Here is a 22277-nt window from a genome sequence, read left to right on the forward strand (position 1 = left end):
GGGAACGGCCCTTGTATCCGGCCCGGCCCCGGCCCCGGCCCGGATACAAGGGCCGTTCCCCCACTCGCCCCACGCCGACCGCGCGCACCCCGCACGTTGGCGCTCCCCGGGGCCGGGAGCGTCGAGAAAGAACCGGAGTACGCATGCCCACGCCTGACGGTTTTCTCCATCGAGCGCCCTCGGACGTCCCCTACTTCAGCGCGGACGGCGAGACCTACCTGGCGCAGACCCAGCTGCGGGACCTGAAGAAGCGGCGTCCGCTCAGGGTGCTGTCCGAAGAGGACTTCGCCTTATGGCAGACGTACGGCTACGTCGTGGTGAAGCAGGCCGTACCGGCCGACGCGGCCCGCCGTCTCCTCGACTTCGCCTGGGACTTCCAGGGCCTCGACCCCGACCGCCCCGACACCTGGTACACGAAGCGGGAGTTCCGCTCGGACCTCGACCGGGACCTGTACGTCTACGGCTTCGTCGAGGCGTACCACCACCAGCTGATCTGGGACAGCCGGCAGACCCGGCGGGTCTACGACGCCTTCGTCGACGTATGGGACTGCGAAGAGCTGTGGGTGACCCTGGACCGGCTCAACCTCAACCCGCCCAACGTCGGCAACCGCGACCGGAAGCTCATCGCGCCGACGGAGACGGGCTTCGACATCGAGCTGCACTGGGACGTCGACACCTCCCTCGGAGTGCTGCCGCAACGGGTGCAGGGGATCATCGCGCTCAACGACACCGCGCCGGAGCTCGGCGGCTTCCAGTGCTGCCCGGAGCTGTTCAAGCGGTTCGAACGGTGGCGGGCGCTGCAGCCCGGCGACCGCGACCCGATCCGGCCCCGCGTCGACCGGGACGAGATGCCCGTGGTCCGGCCGGAGCTGGCGGCCGGAGACCTGCTGATCTTCAACGGCCTCCTCGCGCACGGCGTGGCACCCAACACCTCGGCGGACGGCGTGCGCGCGGTCCAGTACCTGTCCATGATGCCCGCCCTCGAGACACACCGGGCGCTGCGCCGGTCACGCGTCGACTCCTGGCGCACCCTCTCCACGCCGGCCTGGAACCCGACGCTGCTCGGCGACGCCGTCACCCACGAGTCCCTGCGCTACGGCAAGGCCGAGCTGAACGAGCTGGGCGCCAAGCTGCTGGGGCTCGAGCCCTGGCATGGCCGGGACCGGTCCGCTGCCACCAGGGAAGAGATATGCGCCGAATCTGCCTGACCCTCCCCACCAACCGGCCCTGCCCGACGACGATCGCGGCCATCGGTGCCGAGGCGGGCCACGCCGTCCGGCACTTCGGTGTCGAGGTGCACCTGCTGATCCTCGACTCCTGCGACGCGGCCACGTACGCGGAGCACGCCGAGGCCGTCCGCGCCCTGCCCGCGGACCGCCGGATCGTCGTGCACCACCTCGACGAGGCGCGCCAGCGCGACTTCCTCCGGCGGGTCGTCGACGGCGCCGGGAGCCCCAAGCCCGAGCTGCTGCTGGAGCTGATGCTTCCGGCCGGTCTCTCCTACGGGGCGTGCACGAACCGCGCGTTCCTGATCGCCGCCGCGCTGGGCTGCGAGTCCGTCCACCGCAGGGACTCCGACAGCCGGTACCAGAGCGTGGGCAGCGAGCCGGTCTTCCCCGTCCACCACGAGCTCCTGTCGCTCGGCAGGCGCGCGGCCGACGCCGCCTCCGGTGTCACCGCGACCGACCTGGCGGCCGAGCACCTGGACAAGCGGGTCGCGATGGTGGGCGGCTCCTTCGTGGGCGAACTGTCCGTGGACATCGGCGGGATAGCCGCCCTCGACCCGGACGTCTACCACGACATGGTCGGCCTGTGGGCGCCCTCCGACTGGTCCGCCGAGCAGAAGCGCGAGCTCGTCGAGGAGTCCTTCCGGGGCGCGGGCACGGAGCCGTTCGTACGGGACCACTCGCTGCTCACGCTGGTCGACCCCATGCGCGTCGACATGTGCAACATCGCCTTCCACGGCGTGCACGAACGCGTGCCGCTGCCGCCCGCGACCGACACCATCGGCAGCGACTACTTCCTCATCCACCTGGTGCACGACGCCGCGCTGCCCGGTGTCCTGCACAACCGGCACATCGAGAACTTCTACACCGGCGAACGCCGCACCGATCCGGGGTTCGTCGCCTACCAGACGCGGTTCGTGAAGTTCCTGCTGTCGATGCTCTACTTCCACCACATCTACGACCGGATGGCCCGGGCCGGTGCCGGGCTGCTCGACGAGCACGGGCAGGTGCGCGCCGCCGCGGTCGCCGGCCTCGCGCGGGAGAGCACACGGCTGGACCGTGCGGAGAACGTGGAGCGACTGCGCGTACTCGACGTCTCCTACCGCCGACTGGGCGGCCGGTACACCGAGTTCGCCGGCTTCCTGGCGGCACGCCGCGAACGCTTCCTCGACGAGGCGCGGCGCGACATCGAGGACTTCGCCCTGCTCACCGAGGCCTGGGAGCCGCTGGTGGACGCCGCGCGGAACACCCCCGTACGCCTGCCGTCGGGACAGCCGGGATGAGCGCGGCGACGGCCTGCGACACGGCATACGACGGGGTGGGCAGTATCGCCGCGCCGCTCCGCGCGGCCCTCTCGGCCGCCTCCGAGGACCGGATCGTCTACGACCTGGCGGGCATCGAGGACGGCTACCGGGCGCTCCTCCGCGAACTGCCCGGCATCGACGTCCGGTTCGCCCTGAAGGCCTGCCCGGTCGACGAGGTCCTCGCGTGCCTGGCGGGGCTGGGCGCCGGAGTCGACGCGGCCGGTCCGCAGGAGCTGGAGCAGGCGCTCCGGGCCGGGGTGCCGCCCGCTCGTACGCACTACGGCAACACCGTCAAGTCCGACCGCGACATCGCCCACGCCCACCGGCTCGGCATCCGGGACTTCGCCACCGACAGCCTGGAGGACGTACGGGCCGTCGCGGCCCACGCCCCCGGGGCCCGCGTCTTCTGCCGTCTGGCCACGAGCGGGGACGGCGCGCTGTGGGGCCTGAGCGGCAAGTTCGGCTGCCCGCCCGCGGATGCCGTCCGGGTCCTGGAGACGGCGCGGGAGCTGGGCCTGGTCCCGTCCGGCGTGTCCGTGCACGTCGGCTCGCAGCAGATGACGGCCGACGCCTGGCGTGCCGCGCTCGACGACATCGCGGACGTCCTCACGGCGCTCGGCCGCCGTGGCATCGTCCTGGACCGGGTGAACCTGGGCGGCGGCCTTCCCGCGTCCGGCTATCTCGACCGCCGCGGCGTCCTCCTCGTCCCTCCGATCGACAAGATCTTCGCCGTACTGCGCGACGGCATGCGGGAGCTCCGCGAGGCCCACGGCCGGCACCTGGGGTTCGTCATCGAGCCCGGGCGCCATCTCGTCGCCGACCACGGCGCGATCCGCGCGCACGTGGCCCGCCTCGCCGGGCGCCGGGGCCGGGACGGCGAGCGGCAGTACTGGCTGTACCTGAGCTGCGGCAAGTTCAACGGCCTCTACGAGCTCGACGCGCTGCGCTACCGGCTCGTCTTCCCCACGTTCCCCACGTTCCCCGCGTTCCCCGCGGACCGCGGCACCGAGCGCGTGCCCGCCGTCGTCGCCGGTCCCACCTGCGACAGCGACGACGCCTACTGCCACGACCACACCCTGACGGACGTGCCCAGGGACCTGGCGTCGGGCGACCCCGTCTGGATCCTGTCCTGCGGCGCCTACGCCACCAGCTACACCACCCAGGGCTTCAACGGCTTCGCGCCCCTGCCGTACGAGGCGTGGGGCCGGTGAACGACACCGTACGCATCCGCCCCATCGGCGAGGACGACTGGGAGGCCATCGCGGCCCTGGAGTCCGCCGCCTACGCCGGGCTCGGCCTGTCCGAAGGGGAGGCCGCCCTGCGCTCCCGGTGCGCGGCCTCCCCCGGCACCTGCTTCGCCCTCGACGTAGGATCCCGTCTCGCGGGCTACCTGCTGACGCTCCCCTACCCGGCGTTCCGGTTCCCGGACCTGGAACGGCCCGAACCGTCCGCACGGCCCGACGCGCCGGACACCCGCAATCTGCACCTGCACGACATCGTCGTCACCCGGCGGCTGCGCCGCCGGGGCCTGGCGCGGCACCTGCTCCGCCACCTCACCCTGACGGCCCGCTCGCGCGGGTACGAGCGGATCTCCCTGGTGTCCGTCGGCGACAACGAGGAGTTCTGGTCGGCACGCGGGTTCACCCGGCACCCCGAGGTCGTGCCTCCCGGCAGTTACGGCACGCAGGCCGTCTACATGTCCAAGCCCGTGCGAAGTGAGTGATCCCCGTGTTCCGTGTCCATGACCCCTTCCACCGGGGGCAGCTGGCGACCGCCGCCCTGTTCTGCTCCCTCGGTTTCCAGTACGCCACCTGGGCCGCGCGCATCCCGGCCCTCAAGGCGGACCTGGGGCTGACGGCGGCCGAGGTGGGGGTGCTGCTGATGGCCGCGGGCATCGGCGCGAGCGTGTCGTTCCCCGTCGTGGCCGTGCTGATGCGGCGGCTCGGCTCCCGGCGGCTCGCGCTGCTGTCGGCCCTCTGCCTGACCGTGCTGCTCCTCGGTCTCGCGGCGGCGCCGGACTACCCGGTCGCGCTCCTCGTGCTGTGCCTCGACGGCCTGTTCGTCGGGTGCCTCAACACCGCCATGAATGCCCAGGGCGCGGCGCTGGAGGCCCGGTACGGGCGCAACGCGATGGCCCGGCTGCACGCCACGTTCAGCGGCGGCTCCCTGCTCGCGGCCCTGCTCGCCTCCGGCATGAACGCGGTGACCTCGTCAGTCCGGGCGCACTTCGCCGTGGCCGCGGCCGTCCTCGTCCTCCTCACGGCGTACGCGCGCACCGGCCTCCTGCCGGACGAGGTGCCCGCCGACGGCACGGCGGGGAAGGAGGCGAAGAGCCGTCGCACATGGGCCCTGCCCTCCCGGGTCACGTGGTGGATGTGCTGCGCCATGGCCTTCGGCACCGTCACCGAGGGCGCCATGAACGACTGGTCGACGCTCTATATGAAGGACGTGGCCGAGGCGTCGGCGGAGATCGCGCCGCTGGGCATCGCCGTGGTGTCAGGGATGATGGTGGTCGCGCGCCTCTTCGCCGACGGCTGGCGCGGGCGCTGGGGCGACGGGCGCGTCGTCCTCGCCGGGAGCGTGCTCGCGGGTGCGGGCCTGGCCTTCGCGCTGGTGAGCGGTGGTGTGGTCGCGGCCCTGTGCGGCTTCGCCTGCGTCGGGCTCGGCATCGCGGCCGTGACCCCGTGCGTCTATGTGGCCGCCGCGAAGCGGGGCTCGGACTCGCTCACCCTCGTAGCCGCCATGGGCACCACCGGTCTCCTGGCCGGACCGCCGCTCATCGGCTTCGTGGCGAACGCGAGCGGCCTCGTGTGGGGACTCGCCGTCGTCGCCGCGGCCTCGCTCGCGGTGTCCTTGTGCAGTACGCGGATCAGCTGGACGCCCGCGGGCGGCTGACCGGCGCGTGTCACGCCAGGAAGGGAGCGGCCCCCGCGGCTCCCGGTAGCGTTGCCCTCTCACCAACAGGGAGGGGCACCACGGTGGTTGACCGCATATGGCTGGACGTTCCTTACTCGCAGAAGGACGAGGCGAAGGCCGCCGGAGCCCGCTGGGATCCGGCGGCCGGGGAACGGCTCCGCCGCATGATCACCCGCCGAGTCCGGCGTCGCCGCGGCGACGCCGGACTCGGCGGGCCCCACCACGACGTCATGAACCACGTCGGCACGTGAAGTGCGCGTGAAGTCCGCACGAGCCCGGCGCCCCTCGCGCGCCCTCGACCCCGACGCCGTCCACCTCGGCCTCGACCTCGGCACCCAGAGCGCCCGGGCGGTCGCCGTGGACGGCACCGGCCGGACGGTCGGTGCGGCCTCCCGGCCGCTGAGCAGCCGGCGCGAGGGCGTACGCCACGAACAGGACCCCGGGCAGTGGTGGACGGCCCTCGCCGACGCGTGCCGCGAGGCCCTCGCCGGTGTCGCCCCCGGGCGGGTGCGCGGCCTGGCGGTCGACGCCACCTCGGGCACGATCCTGCTGGCCGACGGCCGGGGCACGCCGCTCACCCCCGGCCTGATGTACGACGACGGGCGGGCCCACGCGTACGCCGAGCGCGTCAACACCACCGGCGCCGGGGTCTGGGAAGTCTCGGGCTACCGCTCCATGCAGCCGTCCTGGGCGCTGCCGAAGCTGCTCTGGCTGCTGGACCAGGGGCCGCTGCCCTCCGGGGCGCGGCTGCTGCACCAGGCGGACCTGATCACCTGGCGGCTGACCGGACGACAGGTGGCCGCCGACGCCGGTCACGCCCTGAAGACCGGTTACGACCTCGTCGAGGAACGCTGGCCGGAGGCCGAACTGTCCGCGCTGGGCGTCCCGGACCGGCTGCTGCCCGAGGTCGTACGCCCCGGAACCGTCCTCGGCACCGTATGCGCCGACGCGGCGCGCGCCACCGGCATCCCCGTCGGCACACCGGTCGTCGCGGGGACGACCGACGGCTGCGCCGCGCGGATCGGGGCGGGCGCGCTCGCGCCGGGTGCCTGGAACTCGGCCCTGGGCACCACCCTCGTCCTCAAGGGCGTGAGCCCCCGCCTGGTGCGGGACCCGGCGGGCATCGTCTACTGCCACCGGGGTCCCGGCGGTACGTGGCTGCCCGGCGGGGCGTCCAGCAGCGGCGCCGGGGTGATCGCCCGGTACTTCCCCGGGGCCGACCTCGACGCCCTCACCCGGCGGGCCGCCGCCTCCGGTTCGACGGCCGTGGCCTACCCGCTGACCGGCGCGGGCGGGGAACGCTTCCCTTTCCGCGCTCCCGGGGCGAGCCTCTTCGTCCTGGGCGAGCCCACCGGTGACGCCGAGCGCTTCCACGCCTGCCTGCTCGGCGTGGCCTGCGTCGAGCGGCTCTGCTTCGACTGTCTGGTTCGTCTCGGCGCGCCCGTCGGCGGCCCGGTGACCTTCACGGGCGGCGGCGCCCGCAACGCGTACTGGTCGCAGTTGCGGGCCGACGTCCTGGGCCGTACGGTGCGGCTGCCCGAGCGGTCCGGGAGCGCCACCGGCATGGCGGTGCTCGCCGCGACCGCCTCGGGCACCACGCTGGAGGACGCGGCGGCCGCCATGGTCCGGGTGCGCGCGGAGCTGCGCCCCGACCCGGCGCGCACCGCCCGCCTGCTTCCCCGCTACCTCGACTTCGTCGACGAACTGACCCGACGCGGCTGGCTGGAGCCGGCCGTGGCGGCGCACGCCCGCAGAAAGGCCCGGCAGTGACCGATTTCCTTCTCGTACGCCACGGTGAGACCGAGTGGCATGCCGAGAACCGTTACGCGGGCCGCAGCGACGTGCCCCTCACCGAACGCGGCCGCAGTCAGGGCGAGACGCTCGGCGCCTGGGCCGCCGGGCAGGCGCTGGACGCCGTGCTGTGCTCGCCGCTGTCGCGGGCCACGCTCACCGCGCGCCCGGCGGCGGCCGCGCTGGGGCTGCCCGTACGGGTGGACGAGCGGCTGACCGAGGTCGACTTCGGGCGGGGCGAGGGGCTGACGCGCGCGGAGATGGCCGAGGCGTTCCCCGATGAGCTGGCCGCCTTCCTCGACGACCCGGTGGCCCATCACCTGCCCGGCGGCGAGGACCCCGCGGCGGCGGCCGCCCGGGCCGTCGCCTGCCTGGCGGAGACCGCGCGTGATCTGCCCGGCGGGCGCGTCCTGGTGGTGGCGCACTCCACCCTGCTGCGCCTGACCCTGTGCGCGCTGCTCGGCGTTCCCCTCGCCCGCTACCGCGTCGTCTTCCCGGTCCTGGAGAACGGGGCCCTGACCGAGCTGCGGCTACGCGAGGGGCGGGCGTCCCTGCTGCGGCTCAACGCGCCGGTCGCCGATGGCGCCCGTCCCTGACCCTCCCCGGAGTCCGGGCAGTCGGCCGGGGCCGGGTCCGACGTCCTCCCCGCCGAACCCGGGCCGCCGCGATTCACACCAGTTCGGGTTGCGGTTCCGGCTGCCGCACCGGTGCGGCCTTCGGCTCCCATTGCTTGTTGGTCCGCACATAGCCGTATATCACCGAGACCATCGCCAGAATGAGAAGCGGTCCGGACACCCACGGATGTTCGGCCATCTCCAGCGGCAGATAGCGATACGAGACCAGCAGCGCGGTGAAAACCGTCGCGCCATAAGCGACCAGCTGAATTCCCGAGCGGTCCCAGCCGCGTGCGATCGAGCGCAGCGCCGCCTCGATCGTGAGCGTGAACACCACACCGGCGATGATGTCCGTGCCGTAGTGGTAACCGAAGCCCAGGGTCGCGCCGAGCGTGGCGATCAGCCAGAACGCGCCTCCGAAACGGAGAAGGCGTGGGCCCTTTCGGGAATGAATGAAGATCGCGGTGGCCCACGCGGTGTGCAGGCTGGGCATGCAGTTGCGAGGAGTGACCTCGTTGAACGGCATATGGTGCGGCGCGCTGACCGGCGTCGCCGTGTGCGGCCACAGGTCGGCCACCGCCCAGTGCCCGCCGTCGGCACCGTAGGCGAAGATCGGGCCGACCACCGGGAAGATCATGTAGATGCCCGGACCGATGAGGCCGATCACCAGGAAGGTGCGCACCAGGTGATGGCTCGGGAAGCGGCGCTCGGCCGCCACGTTGCGCAGCTGGTACAGCGTGACGATGACCGCGGCCACCGCCAGCTGGATGTAGACGTAGTCGAGAACGTGCTCACCGATCGAGCCACTGGCCTCGACGATCCGGCCTGCCAGCCACGACGGGTTGCCCAGCGCGTGATCGGCGACCGCCACATACTGGTCGAGCACTGTCGGACGGGTCTTCGACGTGATGAGCAGCCAGGTGTCACCGGTCTTCCGGCCGGCCACCAGCAGCATGCCCAGCCCGACACCCTTGAGCAGCAGGGTTCGTTCCCGGCCCTCGCGGCGTGTGACGGCGATGACCGCGCAGCCCAGCATCACCCACAACGCGCCGTTGCCGAAGGGGTGGCCGTAGCCCGCTTCCACCTTGGCGTCGACCGTCCACCGCACCAGGAAGAAGACGAGGTCGATACCGACCGCGACGCCGAACGCGATGAATCGCTGCCGCCAGGTGAGCACCACCATCATCAACGCCATACTGGCGTAGAGCAGCGGCCCCGATTTGGGGGCGAATATCACCTCTTTCGCCTGGTTGGTCAGCGGCCCCGGCTGACCGTAGTGACGTGCGGCGAACTCCAGCGCGATGAGGAACGCGAGAGCCACCACGCCCGCCGTGGCCCACAGGATCACCCGCGGCCGACGCCACGCGGCGAGCGAATTTCCGGGGTCTATTCGCGATTTTGTTTGGGATGCTGTAGATATCAATTGTCCGGCCGATTTGTTAGGTGTTATCTCAACAGGTCATTCTTCGTGCTGGATAGCGCGATCCTCCGGTGAGAGGCGGCGATCAGGGTGATCGTCATGAGTTCGCACATGCTATCGGAGCGGTGCGGGTGGGTTTCGCTGGTCAGGGGCGATGCGAGGGCCTGCGGGCGCGGAGTGTGCCAGGGGGCGCCGGACACAGCGACCGGGCCGAGGTAGCGCCGATCACACTGAAGGGTGAGACGGACGTGAGATGGACACCGTCGCACCCGCCACCCTCGTCGCGCGTCCTTCACCCAAAACCGTGACGTCACACACAAACACCAAAAATCTCGGACAAACCAAACAAATCGGTCAATGGTTTTGTCTATAGTGTGGCGGGTGCTTTCGCGAATAAACCGCAGAATTGAGTTCGCCGCGTGGCGTCGACCGCGGACGATCCTGTGGGCCACGGCGGGTGTGGCCACCCTCGTGCTGCTCATCGCGCTGGAGATCGCCGCGCGGCGCTACGCCGGCGTACCGGGGCCGATGACCACCCAGGTGCGAGAGGTGATATTCGCCCCCAAACCGGGGCCGCTGTACGGCGGCATGGCGTTGATGATGGTGGTGCTCACCTGGCGGCAACGGTTCATCGCGGCCGGTGCCGCGATCGGTATCGACCTCGTCTTCGTGCTCGTGCGGTGGGCGGTCGGCGCCGAGGTGCCCGAGGGTCATTACTTCGGCAACGGCGCGTTGTGGGTGATGCTGGGCTGCGCGGTCATCGCCGTCACACGCCGCGAGGGCCGGGAGCGGACCCTGCTGCTCAAGGGCGTCGGGCTCGGCCTGCTGCTGGTGGCCGGCCGCAAGACCGGCGACACCTGGCTCCTCATCACGGCGAAGACCCGCCCGACGGTGCTCGACCCCTACGTGGCGACCGCCGATCACGCGCTGGGCAACCCGTCATGGGCGATGGGCCGGCTCCTCAGGGCCACCGCCCCGATCGGTGACCACGTTCTCGGCGTGATCTACGCCCAGCTGGCGGTGGCCGCGATCGTCGTCGCGCTGTACCAGCTGCGCAACGTGGCGGCCGAGCGCCGCTTCCCGCGCCACCACCTGGTGCGCACCTTCCTGGTGATCGGCCTCCTCGGGCCGGCGATCTACATGATCTTCCCGGTGGTCGGACCGGTCTTCGCCTACGGCCCGGGCGCCTCCGGCACCGGCGGCGTGCACTGGGCGGTGGCCGATCTGTGGCCGGACACGCTGCCGCCGATCACCACCCCGCACCCGGTGCCGTACGACGGGATCACTCCTCGCAACTGCATGCCCAGCCTGCACACGGCGTGGGCCACCGCGATCTTCATTCATTCCCGCAAGGGCCCACGTCTGCTGCGGTTCGCGGGGGCGTTCTGGCTGATCGCCACACTCAGCGCAACGCTGGGATTCGGCTACCACTACGGCGTGGACCTCGTCGCCGGTGTGGTGTTCGCGCTCACGATCGAGGCGGCGCTGCGCTCGACCGAACGCGGCTGGGACCGCTCGGGAATCCAGCTGGTCGCCTATGGCACGACGGTCTTCGCCGCGCTGCTGCTGTCGTATCGCTATCTGCCGCTGGAGATGGCCGAGTACCCGTGGGTGTCCGGGCCGCTCCTGATTCTGGCGATGTCCTCGGTGATATACGGCTATGTACGGACCACCAAACAGTGGGAACCGAAAGCCGCGCCGGACCGGCAACCGGAACGGCAACCCGAACTGGTGTGAATCGCTTTCCCGGAACGTGAAGCCGCTGGGGTGCCGCTGCCGTCAGGCTGCGGCGCCCCAGCGGCTTCGCTTCAGCCTCCGCCGCAACTCCGCGCAAGCCGCCCCGGAGCACCGGACCGCTCGACCCGTCACGAGTCGGAGGGTGCGTGGATCAAGGTGGTTGAGATACGGCCAGATTGATCGGCCCGAGCATGCCACAACCCCACCGCAAGGGCGCAGGCCGAGCGCTGCCGCAGCACGCCCTGTGCCATGTCAACCCTTCAATCGATGGCTGGATCGTGCCATACATCATTTGGCCAACTGCCAGGGAATTTGTCATTGTGGCGCTCGTTGGCGACTCGTAGCTTGTGGCTCGGCCAGACGTTATTCGGCGGACCGAGAGAACGGCACCGCGGATTGGTGCCGCATGACGACGAAGTCAACTGGTGAGCTCCACACCCCCGTCGGCCGTGCGTCTCCGAGCACTGGAACTTGACAGAGGAGTGCAAGTGAGGAGAGCCGACACACAACGGTTCGGAATAGGCGCGCTGTTCGATGTCCACGCTGATCTGGGACGCACCACGGCCTTCCACCTCAGCCGCCCCTTCGACATCGCGCCCCTGAACGGCACCCGGTACGACGTCCCCGGCATCGCCGCTCTCGTCGTCGAGGCCGCGGGCTGGCTCGCGGCGGCGGGCGCCGGACCGGGTGACCGGATTGCCATCGTCAAGGACAACCACTGGGACTGTGTCCTGCTGGCGAGCGCTTCGGCCAGGCTGGGCGCCGTCCCGGTGATGATCTCGTCGACGCTGGCCCCCGAGCACCTCCGGGAGTTACTGGTCCGCGCCGGGCCCTCGGTGACCGTGACCACCTCCGGGGTGCTCACCCGCTGTGAGAGCGCGGGTGTGGATCTGACGAAGTCGTCGGATGCCACGGTCTGTCTCGACGCGAAGCTGCCCGGCACGGTGCCACTGGACGACGTACTGGGCGCCGACGGACCGCCGCCGTTCCGGAGCCGCCGCCCGGACGAGCCGATGATCGTCACACACACCTCGGGTACGACCGGTGTGCCCAAGCTGGTGGTGCACTCCGCCGACACCATCCTCGGCACCCTGGGCAGGATCGAGTCGATCCGCTGGCCGATGGTGGCCACCCGCCGCGGCGACACGGTGGCAAGCGCCATCTCCTTCGTCCACGGGCGGAGCATCCCCTGGACGGTGGGCACCCTGTTACTGGAGCCCCGCAAGGCCGTGGTGATCGCGGACGACGACCCGGCCGTCGCCGGGCGGGTCCTCGCCGCGCACCGGCCCACCACGTGCGAGGCGCTGCCCAGCACCTTCACCCGCTGGGAGCGGCTCACGCGGACCCGGCACAATGTCTTCTCCGACGTGCGGCTGTACATCAGCACTTTCGACGCCATGCACCCGCCGACCATCCGCCGCTTCCTCGCGGCGACCCGGCGCCGTCAGCCGCTCTGGCTCCAGGGCTGGGGACAGTCCGAGGCAGGGCCGCTGGCGTTCCGGATGCTCACCCGGCGGGCGCTGGCGCGGACCGGCGACCGCCATCCGACCACCCGTCAGGTCGGGCGTCCGCTGCCCGGCTTCACCCGGCTGCGGGTGGTCGACCCGGAGACGATGCGCCCGGTGCCCCCCGGCGAGCGCGGCGTGGTGCTGGCGAGGACCAGGGGCCGCTGTCTGACCTATCTGGGCGAGGAGGCCCGCTGGCAGGAGAAGGCCAGGGCCGGCTGGTGGAACACCGGTGACATCGGGGTGAAGAGCCGTACCGGCACCATCTCGCTGCTGGACCGCGAGGTGGATGCCGTGCCCGGCGCCAGCTGCATCGAGCTGGAGGATGTGCTGACCGACCGGATTCCGCAGATCGAGGAGGTCGTGGTGCTCGGCACCCCGGGCGCCGATCTGCTGCCCGTGGTCTGTACCCAGGACGGCGGCGCCCTCAGCCCGGCACTGTGGCGGAAGGCGGTCGAGGACCTGCCCGCGTTCGCCGACCCGGTCCATGTCACCTGGGACGAGATCCCCCGCACCGGCACGGGGAAGGTGCGCCGCGGTGAACTGCGGGCCCGGTATCTCGACGGCGCGGCCGCCTACGGCACGGGACGGTGGACGTGAGCCCGGAGCTCCATGGCTCGGGCGCGACGGAGGCCGACCTCGACGTGGCGGTGATCGGTGCGGGCATCGCCGGGCTCGCGACAGCGCACCGGCTGACCCGCGAGGGGCGCTCGGTCCAGGTCTTCGAGGCCTCCGACGCGGTCGGCGGCCGGATGCGTACGCTCCGGCGCGACGGCTACATCCTCGATCTGGGCACCGAGACGCTCGCGGCCAGTGGCTACCCCAGGACTTGGCAGCTGCTGGAGGAAGTGGGGATCTCCCCGGTGGACGTGCTTCCCGTGCACAGCGCCGTGGGAGTCTGGCGGGACGGCCGGGCACACCCCTGGGTGGGGCACCCGCTGGGCGGGATCACCGGCGCCGGTCTCTCGCTGCGCGGCCGGGTGCACATGACCCGCATGGTGGGCCGCCTGCTGCGCGAGGCGGGACGGTACGACGTGGACCGGCCGGAGGAGACTCCGCTCGGCGACACCACGGTGGCCGAGTTCGCCGACGGCTACCCGGCCGAGCTGTACGACTATCTGCTCCAGCCGGCCGTGGGCACCGGCTTCGGCTGGCTGCCGCAGCGCTCGGCGATGGGACCGCTGGTCAGCAGCATGATCTCCACCCGTGGCATCTTCCGGTGGCGTACCTACCGGGACGGGATGGACATGCTCGCCCGGACCATCGCCCAACAGGTCCCGGTACACACCTCCCGGTCGGCCGCCGAGGTGGTGCCCACTGATGCGGGCGTCCGGGTGGTCTTCGCCGACGGCGCCGAACTCACCGCCCGGCAAGTCGTCCTGGCGGTCCCCGCCCCGCTCGCGGTCGGACTCCACCCGGCGATGCCCGCCGACGAGGCGGAGTATGTGAGGGCCTGTCGGTACGCGCCGATGGCACGAGTCAGCTGCCTGCTGGACCGGCCACTGGAACCGGGGCGCCGACGGCACGAGCCGCATGTGTACGCGCTGCTGATCCCGCAGGCCGAGGACGATGTGCTCGGCGGTCTGACCGTGGAGCACAACAAGGCCGCCAACCGGGCACCGAGCGGGCGCGGGCAGATCACCCTGCTCCCCGCCGCGGCCCGCACGGCGGAGCTGCTGGAGGAGTCCGACGACGCCGTCGTCACCACCCTGCTGGCGCACGCCGAGCGGTATGTGCCCGGTATCCAGGACGCCTGCCGGGACGCGGTGCTGCACCGGTTCCCGTACGGCTCCGTCGAGGCGGGTCCCACCGCGCTGCGGGCCCGGCCCGCGTTCGTCCGCCGCCCGGCCCGTGCCGTGGAGTACGCCGGTGACTGGCTCGCGCTGCGCGCGAGCAGTGAGGGAGCGGTGCACTCCGCGACCCGGGCGGCCGAGCGGGTGCGGATCCACCGGGCCGCCACGGGCCGCGCCCCGAGACTCGCCGCCCACCGAGCTCTCTGACTTTTTTCCCTTTCCAAGGAGGCCAACCATGCCCAGGACTCGTCGCGTCGCGGTGGTCGGTGGTGGGATGTCCGGGTGCGCAGCCGCGCGCGAACTCGTCATGGCCGGACGTGAGGTGACCATCTATGAGGCCGACGACGGTCTCGGCGGGCGCGCCCGCTCGTGGCACCGGCCGGAGATCGAACCGGATACCGGTATCAATCTCTGGTTCACCACTTTCTACGGGGAGCTGTTCGAGCGCATCAAGGAGTACGGCCTGGAGCACGACATGGTCGAGATGCGCAACAGCATGGTGGTGGTGGCCAATGGCAAGCCGGTGAACCTGGTCGCCGACGAGATCTCGACGCTCGTCACATACGCGCACAGCGGAGCCTGGGACAAGCTGCGGTTCCTCGCCGCCTCCATGGCTCTCACCGCCAAGCGCTCGAAGCTGGACCTGTTCGAGCCGGAGCAACTCGCCGCGTTCGACAACGGCACATCGGCGGCCGAGTGGGCCCGTAACACCATGGGCGAGAACGCCTATCAGCACCTGATCCGGCCGATGATCGAGTCTTTTTGGCTGTGGCGCTGCGAGGAGATCTCGCAGGCGCACGTCATGGCGATGATCGCCAATGTGGTGGGCTCCAAGTTCTACGTCTTCGGACGGGGCATGGAGACCGTCGCCGAGCGGATGGCGGGCGGTGCGGAGGTCCGGCTGAACACCGAGGTCTCGGAGCTCTCCGTGGACGGCGACAACCGGATACGGATCACCGCTTCGGACACGGACGGCGGCTCGGTCACCGACACCTTCGACGAGGTCGTGATGGCCACGACCGCGCCGGTGACGGCGAAGCTGGCGGCGTCGCTGCCGCGCGAGATCGCCTCGCCGCACCTGCTGCGGTTCGCCGAGACCCAGCGGTACGAACCCGCGCTGTCGGTCTCCTTCCTGATCGACCGCGGCCGGATGCCGTCGGGCGAGCACATCGTGCCCGCCGGCCCCGGCACGCGCAGTGTGCGCAGCATCATCACCGTCCCGAAGACGCTGATCACGCGGGACGGCCGGCACATCGAGAAGGAGCTGACCTTCGTCTACCTGGGCCGCGAGGCGACCCGTGAGCTGATCGACGCGCCCGAGAAGGTGCAGTACGCGCGGGCGCTGGAGCTGGCGCCCGCGCTGTGGCCCGCCTTCCCGAAGGACGCCGAGCCGTTCCACATCGTCAGGCGTCCGGTCGGGCTGATGTGGCCGGAGCCCGGCCGCTACCGCCGGGCCGCCCAACTGGCCCGGGAGCAGCGCGGTCCGGTGGTCTTCGCCGGTGACTATCTGGGCTGCCCCACCGCCGAGGCGTCCATGCGCACCGGCATCCGTGCGGTCAACTCGCTGTTGGCCACGACCTGATGGGTCCTCGTCCCTGAAGTCCGGTCCTGGGCCGGGCCCGCTGTGCACCGCGGGCCCGGCCCAGGACCACGTGCGGGGGCGGGGGCGGAACCTACAGAGGAGATACATGTTCCAGAGACTGGCCCAAGCCGTACTGCAACGGGGCAGGCGCCTTCTCTACGCCAGTTTGCTGCTGTTCGTGGTCGCCGCCGCCGTGGGTGCCACGGTGCTCCCCAAGCTCTCCGCCGGTGGCTACAGCGACACCGGTACCGAGTCGGCGCGGGCGGCGAGGTTCCTGGAAGAGCGGTTCCATGCGGGACAGCCCAATCTGGTGCTGCTCGTGAAGGACGACCGGGGCATCGACGACAAGGGGACGGCCGCCGCCGCGGCGAAGGTGACGGAACGGCTGTCGAAGGAGCCGGACGTCACCGAGGCGTACTCCTACTGGTCGACGGGACGGCCGGAGGCGCTGCGGGCCACCGATGCGAAGAGCGCCCTGATCATGGCCTGGGTCAAGGGCGACGAGGACCACGTCCAGAAGTGGATGACGGACCACGCCGATGACTACCAGGGCACGGTGGAGGGCCTGGACATCAGCCAGGGCGGTACCGCCAAGGCGAGTGAGGAGATCATCGGGCAGACGATGAAGGACCTCGTGAAGGCCGAGGCCATCGCGATGCCGATCCTGCTCGTCGTGCTGATCTTCGTCTTCCGCGGGGTGGTGGCCGCCGCGATGCCCCTGGTGATCGGCACGCTGACCATGGCGTGTGCCTTCTTCGTCCTGCGCATTCTGAGCGTGTTCACCGACGTGTCGGTCTTCGCGATGAACATCACCACCGGTCTGGGGCTGGGTCTCGCGGTCGACTACAGCCTCTTCATCATCAGCAGGTACCGGGAGGAGCTGGCGCGGGGGGCCGACACCGACGAGGCCCTCATCGCCAGTATGCGTACGGCCGGCCGTACGGTGGCGTTCTCCGCCGTGACGGTCGCGCTCGCGCTCAGCGGTCTGCTGGTCTTCCCGTTCTACTTCCTGCGCTCCTTCGCCTATGCGGGCATTCCGGTGGCGCTGATCGCCGCACTGGCCTCGGTGACCGTGCTCCCGGCGCTGCTGAAGGTGCTCGGCCCGCGGATCAACAGCCTTCAGATCCTCAAGCGCAGGAAGCCTGCGGCGGAGAAGAACTTCTGGCAACGCACGGCCATGGTGGTCATGCGCTTCCCGCTGCCCGTCGGCCTCGCGGCCGTCGCCCTGCTGCTGTTGCTCGGGGCGCCGTTCCTCAAGATGAAGATGAGCTTGGCGGACGAGCGCGTACTGCCGACCTCGGCCGGCTCCTTCCAGGTCGGCAAGGCCCTGCGGGAGGGGTACTCCTCGCAGGAGAACGGCTCCGAGCTGGTCGTGATGCGCGAGGTCGGCGACCCCGCGCAGGCCGCCGGGAAGATCGGCGCCTACGCCCGGCAACTGTCCGGGCTGGAGGGGGTGTCCCGGGTGGACACCTACACGGGCTCCTACGTCCAGGGGAAGCAGGCGGCCCCGGCGGGACCGGCCTCCGCCGCGTTCGCCGCGGAGCAGTCCGCGTATCTGAAGGTGGTGCCGAAGGAACCGGAGACCGATGACGCCGGGCGCGAACTGGTGCGGGAGATCCGCGACGCGGACGCGCCCTTCCCCGTCCAGGTCACCGGTCCCGGCGCCATCCTGGAGGACTCGCTCGACTCGCTGACCTCGAAGATGCCGTGGGCACTGGGCATCGTCGGCGGCTCCACGCTGGTGCTGCTGTTCCTGCTCACCGGGAGTGTGCTGCTGCCCCTCAAGGCCCTGGTGCTGAACATGCTCAGCCTCAGCACCACCTTCGGTGTGCTGGTGTGGGGCTTCCAGGAAGGGCATCTGAACGGTGTGATCGGCAGCTTCACCGTGACCGGCGCGATCACCTGGAGCGTACCGATGCTCCTGTTCTGCGTGGCCTTCGGCCTCTCGATGGACTACGAGGTCTTCCTGCTCTCCCGGATCAAGGAGGAGTACGAGCAGACCGGCGACAATGTCGCGTCGGTGGCACGGGGACTCGGCCGCACCGGCTCGCTGGTGTCGGCGGCGGCGGTGCTCATCGCCATTGTCTTCGCCGGCTTCATGACATCGAGCATCACCTATCTCAAGGCCATCGGCCTCGGTCTGGCGCTCGCTGTGATCATGGACGCGACGGTGGTGCGCGGTCTGCTGGTGCCGGCGTTCATGCGGCTGGCGGGCAGGGCCAACTGGTGGGCGCCCGGGCCGCTGCGGCTGCTGCACCGGAAGATCGGGCTGCGTGAGGGCGACGGCCCGGCACCGCTGTCCCGGCAACAGGACGACTCGGACTCGGTGGCTTCGGGCACTGGGCGCTCCTAGCCGTTCCGGATCGCTCCTCGTCCGTCGCAGGCCATCGGCCCGTGACATGACAGCGGTCCCTGTGGTGGAACCCCACCACAGGGACCGCTGTCATCACGGCCGGTGGCCGGGGACCTCGCACTGCTCCCTGAAGCCCTGGCTGGTCAGCCCAAGGGCCAGATTGGTGCGCGAGCGCTGGTTCTCGATCGAGATCATCGCGGTCAGCTCGATCAGCGCCGCGTCGCCGAGACGCGCCCGCAGCCCGGCCACCTGCTCGTCGGTGACCGCGACCGGGAGCGCGGTCATGTCCTCCGCGTACGCCATGACATCCCGCTCCAGCTCCGAGAAGAGGTCGCTCTCACGCCACTGGGGCACCGCCCGCAGTTTCCGCGGGTCCACGCCCTTGTGGTGATTCTCCCAGAAGCCGAAGTCCATGCACCACGAACAGTTCAGGGACACGGCGGCCGCGGAGGTGGCCAGGCTCTTGAGAGTCTGGTCGAGTCTGCTCCAGCGGCCGACGTTCCACTCCAGCAGTCCCAGGGTGCGCAGCACTTGCGGCTGATGCGAGGCGGCCAGGACCGGTTGCAGCCAGCCGCCGTAACGGCGGTGCATGACACGGCCCATCAGCCGTCCGGACCAGCCGGTCTTCGGGTTCAACGGAACACGGGCCATGGCCTTGGTCATCCTCCTTCGACAGGCAATCTCCGGTACGCCGGGGAGTCTCCCCCCGGGTGCGGCCCGCCCAAACGGGAGTTCGGGGAAGGCTGAGTGATCCGCCGGATCGGAGTGCCGGGGAACGCGAGCCCGACTCCCTCCGGACGACAGTACCTAGCGGTCGCGGTAGGCGGCGGTGTCGGCCATCGCGGAGAGCTCCGCCGCCCATCGGGCGTCGATGCCGGCATCGCCCACGGCCGTGTGGGCGGCCTCGACGCACTCCTTGATCACCGCTTCCACCCGGTCGTGGATACCCGCCCCGACGAGCAGGTCGTGGAGCCGGTCCGGAGCGACGGCGGAGAGATCGTCGCCGACCTCCGCGGCGACGGTGGCGTCGTCCGCGATGGCGTAGGACATCAGCAGGGTCATCTTGTGCCGCTCGAAGTCCAGCCGGACCGGCTTGCCGGTCACTTCGGCGTCGCCGAACGCGTCCAGCAGATCGTCCCTGAGCTGGAAGGCCTCGCCGACGGCGAGGCCGTACTCCTCGAAGGCGGGCAGCAGCCCGGGGACGCCGGCGAGGGCGGCTCCGAGGGAGAGCGGGCGCTGCACGGTGTAACGGCCGGACTTGAAGAGGGCTATCCACCGCGCGAGTTCGGTGTCGGGGCGGAATCGGGCGGCGGCGCGGATGTCAAGGAACTGACCCACCATCAGTTCGGTGCACAGCTCGTCCCAGATCGCCCGGACCGGCGGGGAGCAGGAGGCGACCAGACGGTTGGCGTAGACGAAGGCGAGGTTCCCGGCGAGCATAGCCACGCCCTCGCCGTAGCGTTGGGGATCGCCCTTCCAGGAGCGCCGGGTGTGCAGCTCCGCGTGGAGGACATGTGCGGTCGGCTCGTTCCTGCGGAGCTCGGAGGCGTCCATGACGTCGTCGTGGAGCAGGGCGAATGTGTGGAGGAGTTCCAGCGCCGCGGCGACCTCCACGATGTCTGGGGATTCGGGGTCGCCACCGGCTGCGAGATGGCCCGAGATGCAGAAGGCGGGGCGCATCCGCTTGCCACCGCTGACGACCATGTCCGCGATGCAGTCGATGATTTCGACGGAGTCGGGGTTGAGGCCCCGCCAGTTCGCCCGCTCGTCCCTGAGCAGCCCGGCGAGGCGCTGCTCCACCTTCTCCATGATGGTGTCCCGCACATCTGCGGGCGGGGGCAGAGCCGCGCTCTCCGTCAGCATCACATTGGCCATGTCGAATACCTCGGTGTGAGATTGCGAAGGGCAGCCGGATTCCAGGACTCGCGCCCGCCGTGTCCGAGGGCGGCGAGCCGCTGTTTTTCAGACAGAACCTCTGGAGTGAATACTCCACGGGAAACAGACGGTGCGGCTATGACAAACACCTGCCAGCGCATTCGAGGAGGCGGGCGAGGACCAGGTCAAGCGAGGGACGTGCCGGGGTCGGTGGCCTCGCCGGAGGCGGGAGGCAGGGAGAGGGCGGTGCGGGCTATGGCGTCGGCGTCGGTCAGCGTCACGGAGCCGACGCCCGGGCGGATGCCCGCGGCGGTCACCCAGTGAACGGACTCGGTGGGCACCCCGAAGACGAACCGGCGCGGATGGCTCCGGCCCTCCGCGTCCACCAGGTGGTAGGGACGGCCGGTGATGTCGATCCCGCCGGCCTCGTACGACGTGCGGACCCCCGCCATCCGGTAGGGGCGGCACATCCCATCGGCCAGCAACTGCCGCAGCAGGGGCTCCGCGCTGCGCCGCAGATCCACCGCCGGAAGCCTCGCTTCGACGAGCGCCCGCACGGCGACCCGCGACCCGGGCACCCCGGCGGCCTCCGCCGTGAAGCTCCCCTTCTCCGCGTCGGCCGCCACCCGGAGCCCGGGGCCCATGATGTGCACCACCCTGGCCTCGATCAGCGCGATCAGCTCCTCGACGCGCCGCGCCGGGGGGCCGATGGAGAGCGCGGCGTTGAGCGGCGTGTACCACCCGTCCACATCCGCCGCGTACGACTCTCCCGCGACTCCCCCGTGGTCGATGGCGAGCCTGATCTCGTTGCGCAGGTCCCTCAGCACATCGAGGGCCGACTTGAGTGGACTGTCCAGATTGCCCCGTCGGGCCTCGGCGAGGTCCTCGCGCAGATGTCCGATGACCCAGGCGCGGAAGTCGTCGGGGCCGGTGAAGGCGCGGGCCGCGTGCGGCCGGGCTGTCCGCTCCCAGTCCCAGCGGTCCTCGGGCGGTATGCCGTGGCGCTCCAGCACCGCGGCACGCTCGGCCTCGTCGGCGGCGCTCGCGATGTAGTCGACCCGGAACCGCTCGGTCTCGGTGGGCCGTTCCCGGCCGGCGAGGATGCGGCTGTAGTAGGTGATCTCCACTTCCCTGGCTATCAGCGGCCACAGTTCGGCCCTGAAGTCGACACCGGCGGCGCCCTCCGAGTGCTGGGCCCGCAGCTTGACGGCGTACTCGGCGGTGAGCAACAGGGGTTCGTGACGCCCGTACGGGCCCTTCTGGTTCTCTCCTCTGGCGTGGTACGGGAGACCGCCCCGGGAGCCCGCGTACAGCAGGGGCTCGGCGCCCGATGCCTCGTACACCAGCCGTCCCCCGGTACGCTGGTACCGGCCGCCGCGGCCCTCGGTGAGGAGCGCCATGTGGTCGAAGAAGTTCAGGCCGAGGCCGCGCAGGACGACGGGTTCACCGGCGGGCAGCACCGAGAGATCGAGGTCCGCCGGGTTGCCCGGGGGCACATAGATCAGCCCGTGGCCGACGGCGAAGGCGGCGAACTCGCTTTCCTGCGCGGTGGGTTCGAGGGGCAGATGGCCGAGGGCGAGGACGACGGCACCGAGGCCGTCGAGGACGGTGCCGTCGCCGAGGGTCACCCGCTGGCCGCCACCGTGGCCTCCGTGCTCGTCCAGGGCGACCGCGCGGGCGCGGTGCGCCACCACGGTGACCCCGGCGGGCGCTCCGGCGGTGATGCGGCGGTACGCCCACCGGTAGTAGGCGCCGCACAGGGCGCGGGTGGGGTAGGTGTCAGGTCCCAGTGCCCGGGACTCGGCGAGGAGTCCGGCGTCGAGCCCGATCTCCGGCGCGGTCCCGGTGAGGGCGCTCGCCCAGGCGTACAGGCTCGGCCCGGGCTCCAGCGGACCGTCCATCGCCACGGTGTCGTCGGTGAAGACGGAGACCTGCCCGGCCACCGTGTTCATCAGCAGCAACCGTGGCTGCTCCGTACGCCAGACCGCACCCGCCCCGGGCGCGTGGTCGTCCACCGTGTGCACCGTCACCGGGGCGGACGCCGGGGTGTGGCGCGCGTTGGCACAGACGCGCTCCAGCACCGACAAGCCGCGTGGCCCCATTCCGATGATGCAGATCCGGCGGTGCATAAGCGCCTCAGTCCTCCGTCATGTCAACGAAT

The 22277-nt window shown here is 71.0% G+C and carries 17 protein-coding genes; 13 read left to right on the forward strand and 4 right to left on the reverse strand.

The features are described 5' to 3' along the window. Positions 1-143 precede the first annotated feature (143 nt). The 8 genes from K6I34_RS03885 to K6I34_RS03920 all read left to right on the forward strand — a co-directional run bounded on the left by K6I34_RS03885 (position 144) and on the right by K6I34_RS03920 (position 7833). A complete protein-coding gene (locus tag K6I34_RS03885; RefSeq protein WP_229322632.1) occupies positions 144-1208 on the forward strand; it encodes a phytanoyl-CoA dioxygenase family protein in 1065 nt (354 codons plus the stop codon). After that, positions 1190-2509, forward strand: a complete 1320-nt coding sequence (locus K6I34_RS03890; RefSeq protein WP_229322633.1) for a DUF6271 family protein — start codon at positions 1190-1192, stop codon at positions 2507-2509. Before K6I34_RS03885 ends, K6I34_RS03890 begins: the two co-directional genes overlap by 19 nt. After that, a complete protein-coding gene (locus K6I34_RS03895) occupies positions 2506-3741 on the forward strand; it encodes a type III PLP-dependent enzyme (RefSeq protein ID WP_229322634.1) in 1236 nt (411 codons plus the stop codon). Before K6I34_RS03890 ends, K6I34_RS03895 begins: the two co-directional genes overlap by 4 nt. Continuing rightward, the gene (locus tag K6I34_RS03900) at positions 3738-4253 is read left to right on the forward strand and encodes a GNAT family N-acetyltransferase (protein ID WP_229322635.1); all 516 of its coding nucleotides are present in this window, start codon (positions 3738-3740) and stop codon (positions 4251-4253) included. Before K6I34_RS03895 ends, K6I34_RS03900 begins: the two co-directional genes overlap by 4 nt. A gap of 5 nt (positions 4254-4258) precedes the next feature. Beyond that, entirely contained in the window at positions 4259-5425 is a 1167-nt protein-coding gene (locus K6I34_RS03905; protein ID WP_229322636.1) for an MFS transporter, read from the forward strand. An 83-nt stretch (positions 5426-5508) separates the two neighbouring features. Continuing rightward, positions 5509-5697: a DUF5710 domain-containing protein gene (locus tag K6I34_RS03910; RefSeq protein WP_229322637.1), complete on the forward strand. Its 189-nt coding sequence runs from the start codon at positions 5509-5511 to the stop codon at positions 5695-5697. A gap of 7 nt (positions 5698-5704) precedes the next feature. Continuing rightward, complete coding sequence (locus K6I34_RS03915; RefSeq protein WP_229322638.1) at positions 5705-7216, forward strand: FGGY-family carbohydrate kinase; 1512 nt, start codon at positions 5705-5707, stop codon at positions 7214-7216. Beyond that, on the forward strand, positions 7213-7833 hold the full coding sequence (locus tag K6I34_RS03920) for a histidine phosphatase family protein (protein ID WP_229322639.1): 621 nt from the start codon (positions 7213-7215) through the stop codon (positions 7831-7833). Before K6I34_RS03915 ends, K6I34_RS03920 begins: the two co-directional genes overlap by 4 nt. Before the next feature lie 73 nt (positions 7834-7906). Here K6I34_RS03920 and K6I34_RS03925 read toward each other — a convergent pair whose 3' ends face one another. Continuing rightward, complete coding sequence (locus K6I34_RS03925) at positions 7907-9175, reverse strand: phosphatase PAP2 family protein (protein ID WP_229322657.1); 1269 nt, start codon at positions 9173-9175, stop codon at positions 7907-7909. A gap of 453 nt (positions 9176-9628) precedes the next feature. Here K6I34_RS03925 and K6I34_RS03930 point away from each other — a divergent pair, with 453 nt between their 5' ends. From K6I34_RS03930 to K6I34_RS03950, 5 genes are all read left to right on the forward strand, one after another. Further along, positions 9629-11008: a phosphatase PAP2 family protein gene (locus K6I34_RS03930; protein ID WP_229322640.1), complete on the forward strand. Its 1380-nt coding sequence runs from the start codon at positions 9629-9631 to the stop codon at positions 11006-11008. 488 nt (positions 11009-11496) lie between these two features. Then, positions 11497-13113 carry a class I adenylate-forming enzyme family protein gene (locus K6I34_RS03935; RefSeq protein WP_229322641.1) on the forward strand — a complete coding sequence of 539 codons (1617 nt, stop codon included), beginning with the start codon at positions 11497-11499 and terminating at the stop codon, positions 13111-13113. Then, positions 13110-14513, forward strand: a complete 1404-nt coding sequence (locus K6I34_RS03940) for an NAD(P)/FAD-dependent oxidoreductase (RefSeq protein ID WP_229322642.1) — start codon at positions 13110-13112, stop codon at positions 14511-14513. Before K6I34_RS03935 ends, K6I34_RS03940 begins: the two co-directional genes overlap by 4 nt. 28 nt (positions 14514-14541) lie before the next feature. Then, entirely contained in the window at positions 14542-15888 is a 1347-nt protein-coding gene (locus K6I34_RS03945) for an NAD(P)/FAD-dependent oxidoreductase (RefSeq protein WP_229322643.1), read from the forward strand. Positions 15889-15994: 106 nt separating this feature from the next. After that, entirely contained in the window at positions 15995-18241 is a 2247-nt protein-coding gene (locus tag K6I34_RS03950) for an MMPL family transporter (protein ID WP_229322644.1), read from the forward strand. 93 nt (positions 18242-18334) lie between these two features. Here K6I34_RS03950 and K6I34_RS03955 read toward each other — a convergent pair whose 3' ends face one another. The 3 genes from K6I34_RS03955 to K6I34_RS03965 all read right to left on the reverse strand — a co-directional run bounded on the left by K6I34_RS03955 (position 18335) and on the right by K6I34_RS03965 (position 22218). Continuing rightward, the gene (locus K6I34_RS03955; RefSeq protein ID WP_229322645.1) at positions 18335-18904 is read right to left on the reverse strand and encodes a carboxymuconolactone decarboxylase family protein; all 570 of its coding nucleotides are present in this window, start codon (positions 18902-18904) and stop codon (positions 18335-18337) included. A 144-nt stretch (positions 18905-19048) separates the two neighbouring features. Beyond that, positions 19049-20116 (reverse strand): polyprenyl synthetase family protein, encoded by a 1068-nt coding sequence (locus K6I34_RS03960; RefSeq protein ID WP_229322646.1) that lies wholly within the window; start codon positions 20114-20116, stop codon positions 19049-19051. Between the two features lie 185 nt (positions 20117-20301). Next, on the reverse strand, positions 20302-22218 hold the full coding sequence (locus K6I34_RS03965) for an FAD/NAD(P)-binding protein (protein ID WP_229322647.1): 1917 nt from the start codon (positions 22216-22218) through the stop codon (positions 20302-20304). Positions 22219-22277 lie beyond the last annotated feature (59 nt).

Source organism: Streptomyces sp. UNOC14_S4, from assembly GCF_020740835.1.
GTDB lineage: Bacteria > Actinomycetota > Actinomycetes > Streptomycetales > Streptomycetaceae > Streptomyces.

Excerpts from the sequence above, each read along its gene's own strand:
- K6I34_RS03885 (WP_229322632.1), top strand. The coding sequence starts at position 144 with ATGCCCACGCCTGACGGTTTTCTCCATCGAGCGCCCTCGGACGTCCCC.
- K6I34_RS03945 (WP_229322643.1), top strand. The coding sequence starts at position 14,542 with ATGCCCAGGACTCGTCGCGTCGCGGTGGTCGGTGGTGGGATGTCCGGG.
- K6I34_RS03950 (WP_229322644.1), top strand. The coding sequence starts at position 15,995 with ATGTTCCAGAGACTGGCCCAAGCCGTACTGCAACGGGGCAGGCGCCTT.
- K6I34_RS03960 (WP_229322646.1), bottom strand. The coding sequence starts at position 20,116 with ATGGCCAATGTGATGCTGACGGAGAGCGCGGCTCTGCCCCCGCCCGCA.
- K6I34_RS03890 (WP_229322633.1), top strand. The coding sequence starts at position 1,190 with ATGCGCCGAATCTGCCTGACCCTCCCCACCAACCGGCCCTGCCCGACG.
- K6I34_RS03965 (WP_229322647.1), bottom strand. The coding sequence starts at position 22,218 with ATGGGGCCACGCGGCTTGTCGGTGCTGGAGCGCGTCTGTGCCAACGCG.
- K6I34_RS03930 (WP_229322640.1), top strand. The coding sequence starts at position 9,629 with ATGGTTTTGTCTATAGTGTGGCGGGTGCTTTCGCGAATAAACCGCAGA.
- K6I34_RS03895 (WP_229322634.1), top strand. The coding sequence starts at position 2,506 with ATGAGCGCGGCGACGGCCTGCGACACGGCATACGACGGGGTGGGCAGT.
- K6I34_RS03955 (WP_229322645.1), bottom strand. The coding sequence starts at position 18,904 with ATGACCAAGGCCATGGCCCGTGTTCCGTTGAACCCGAAGACCGGCTGG.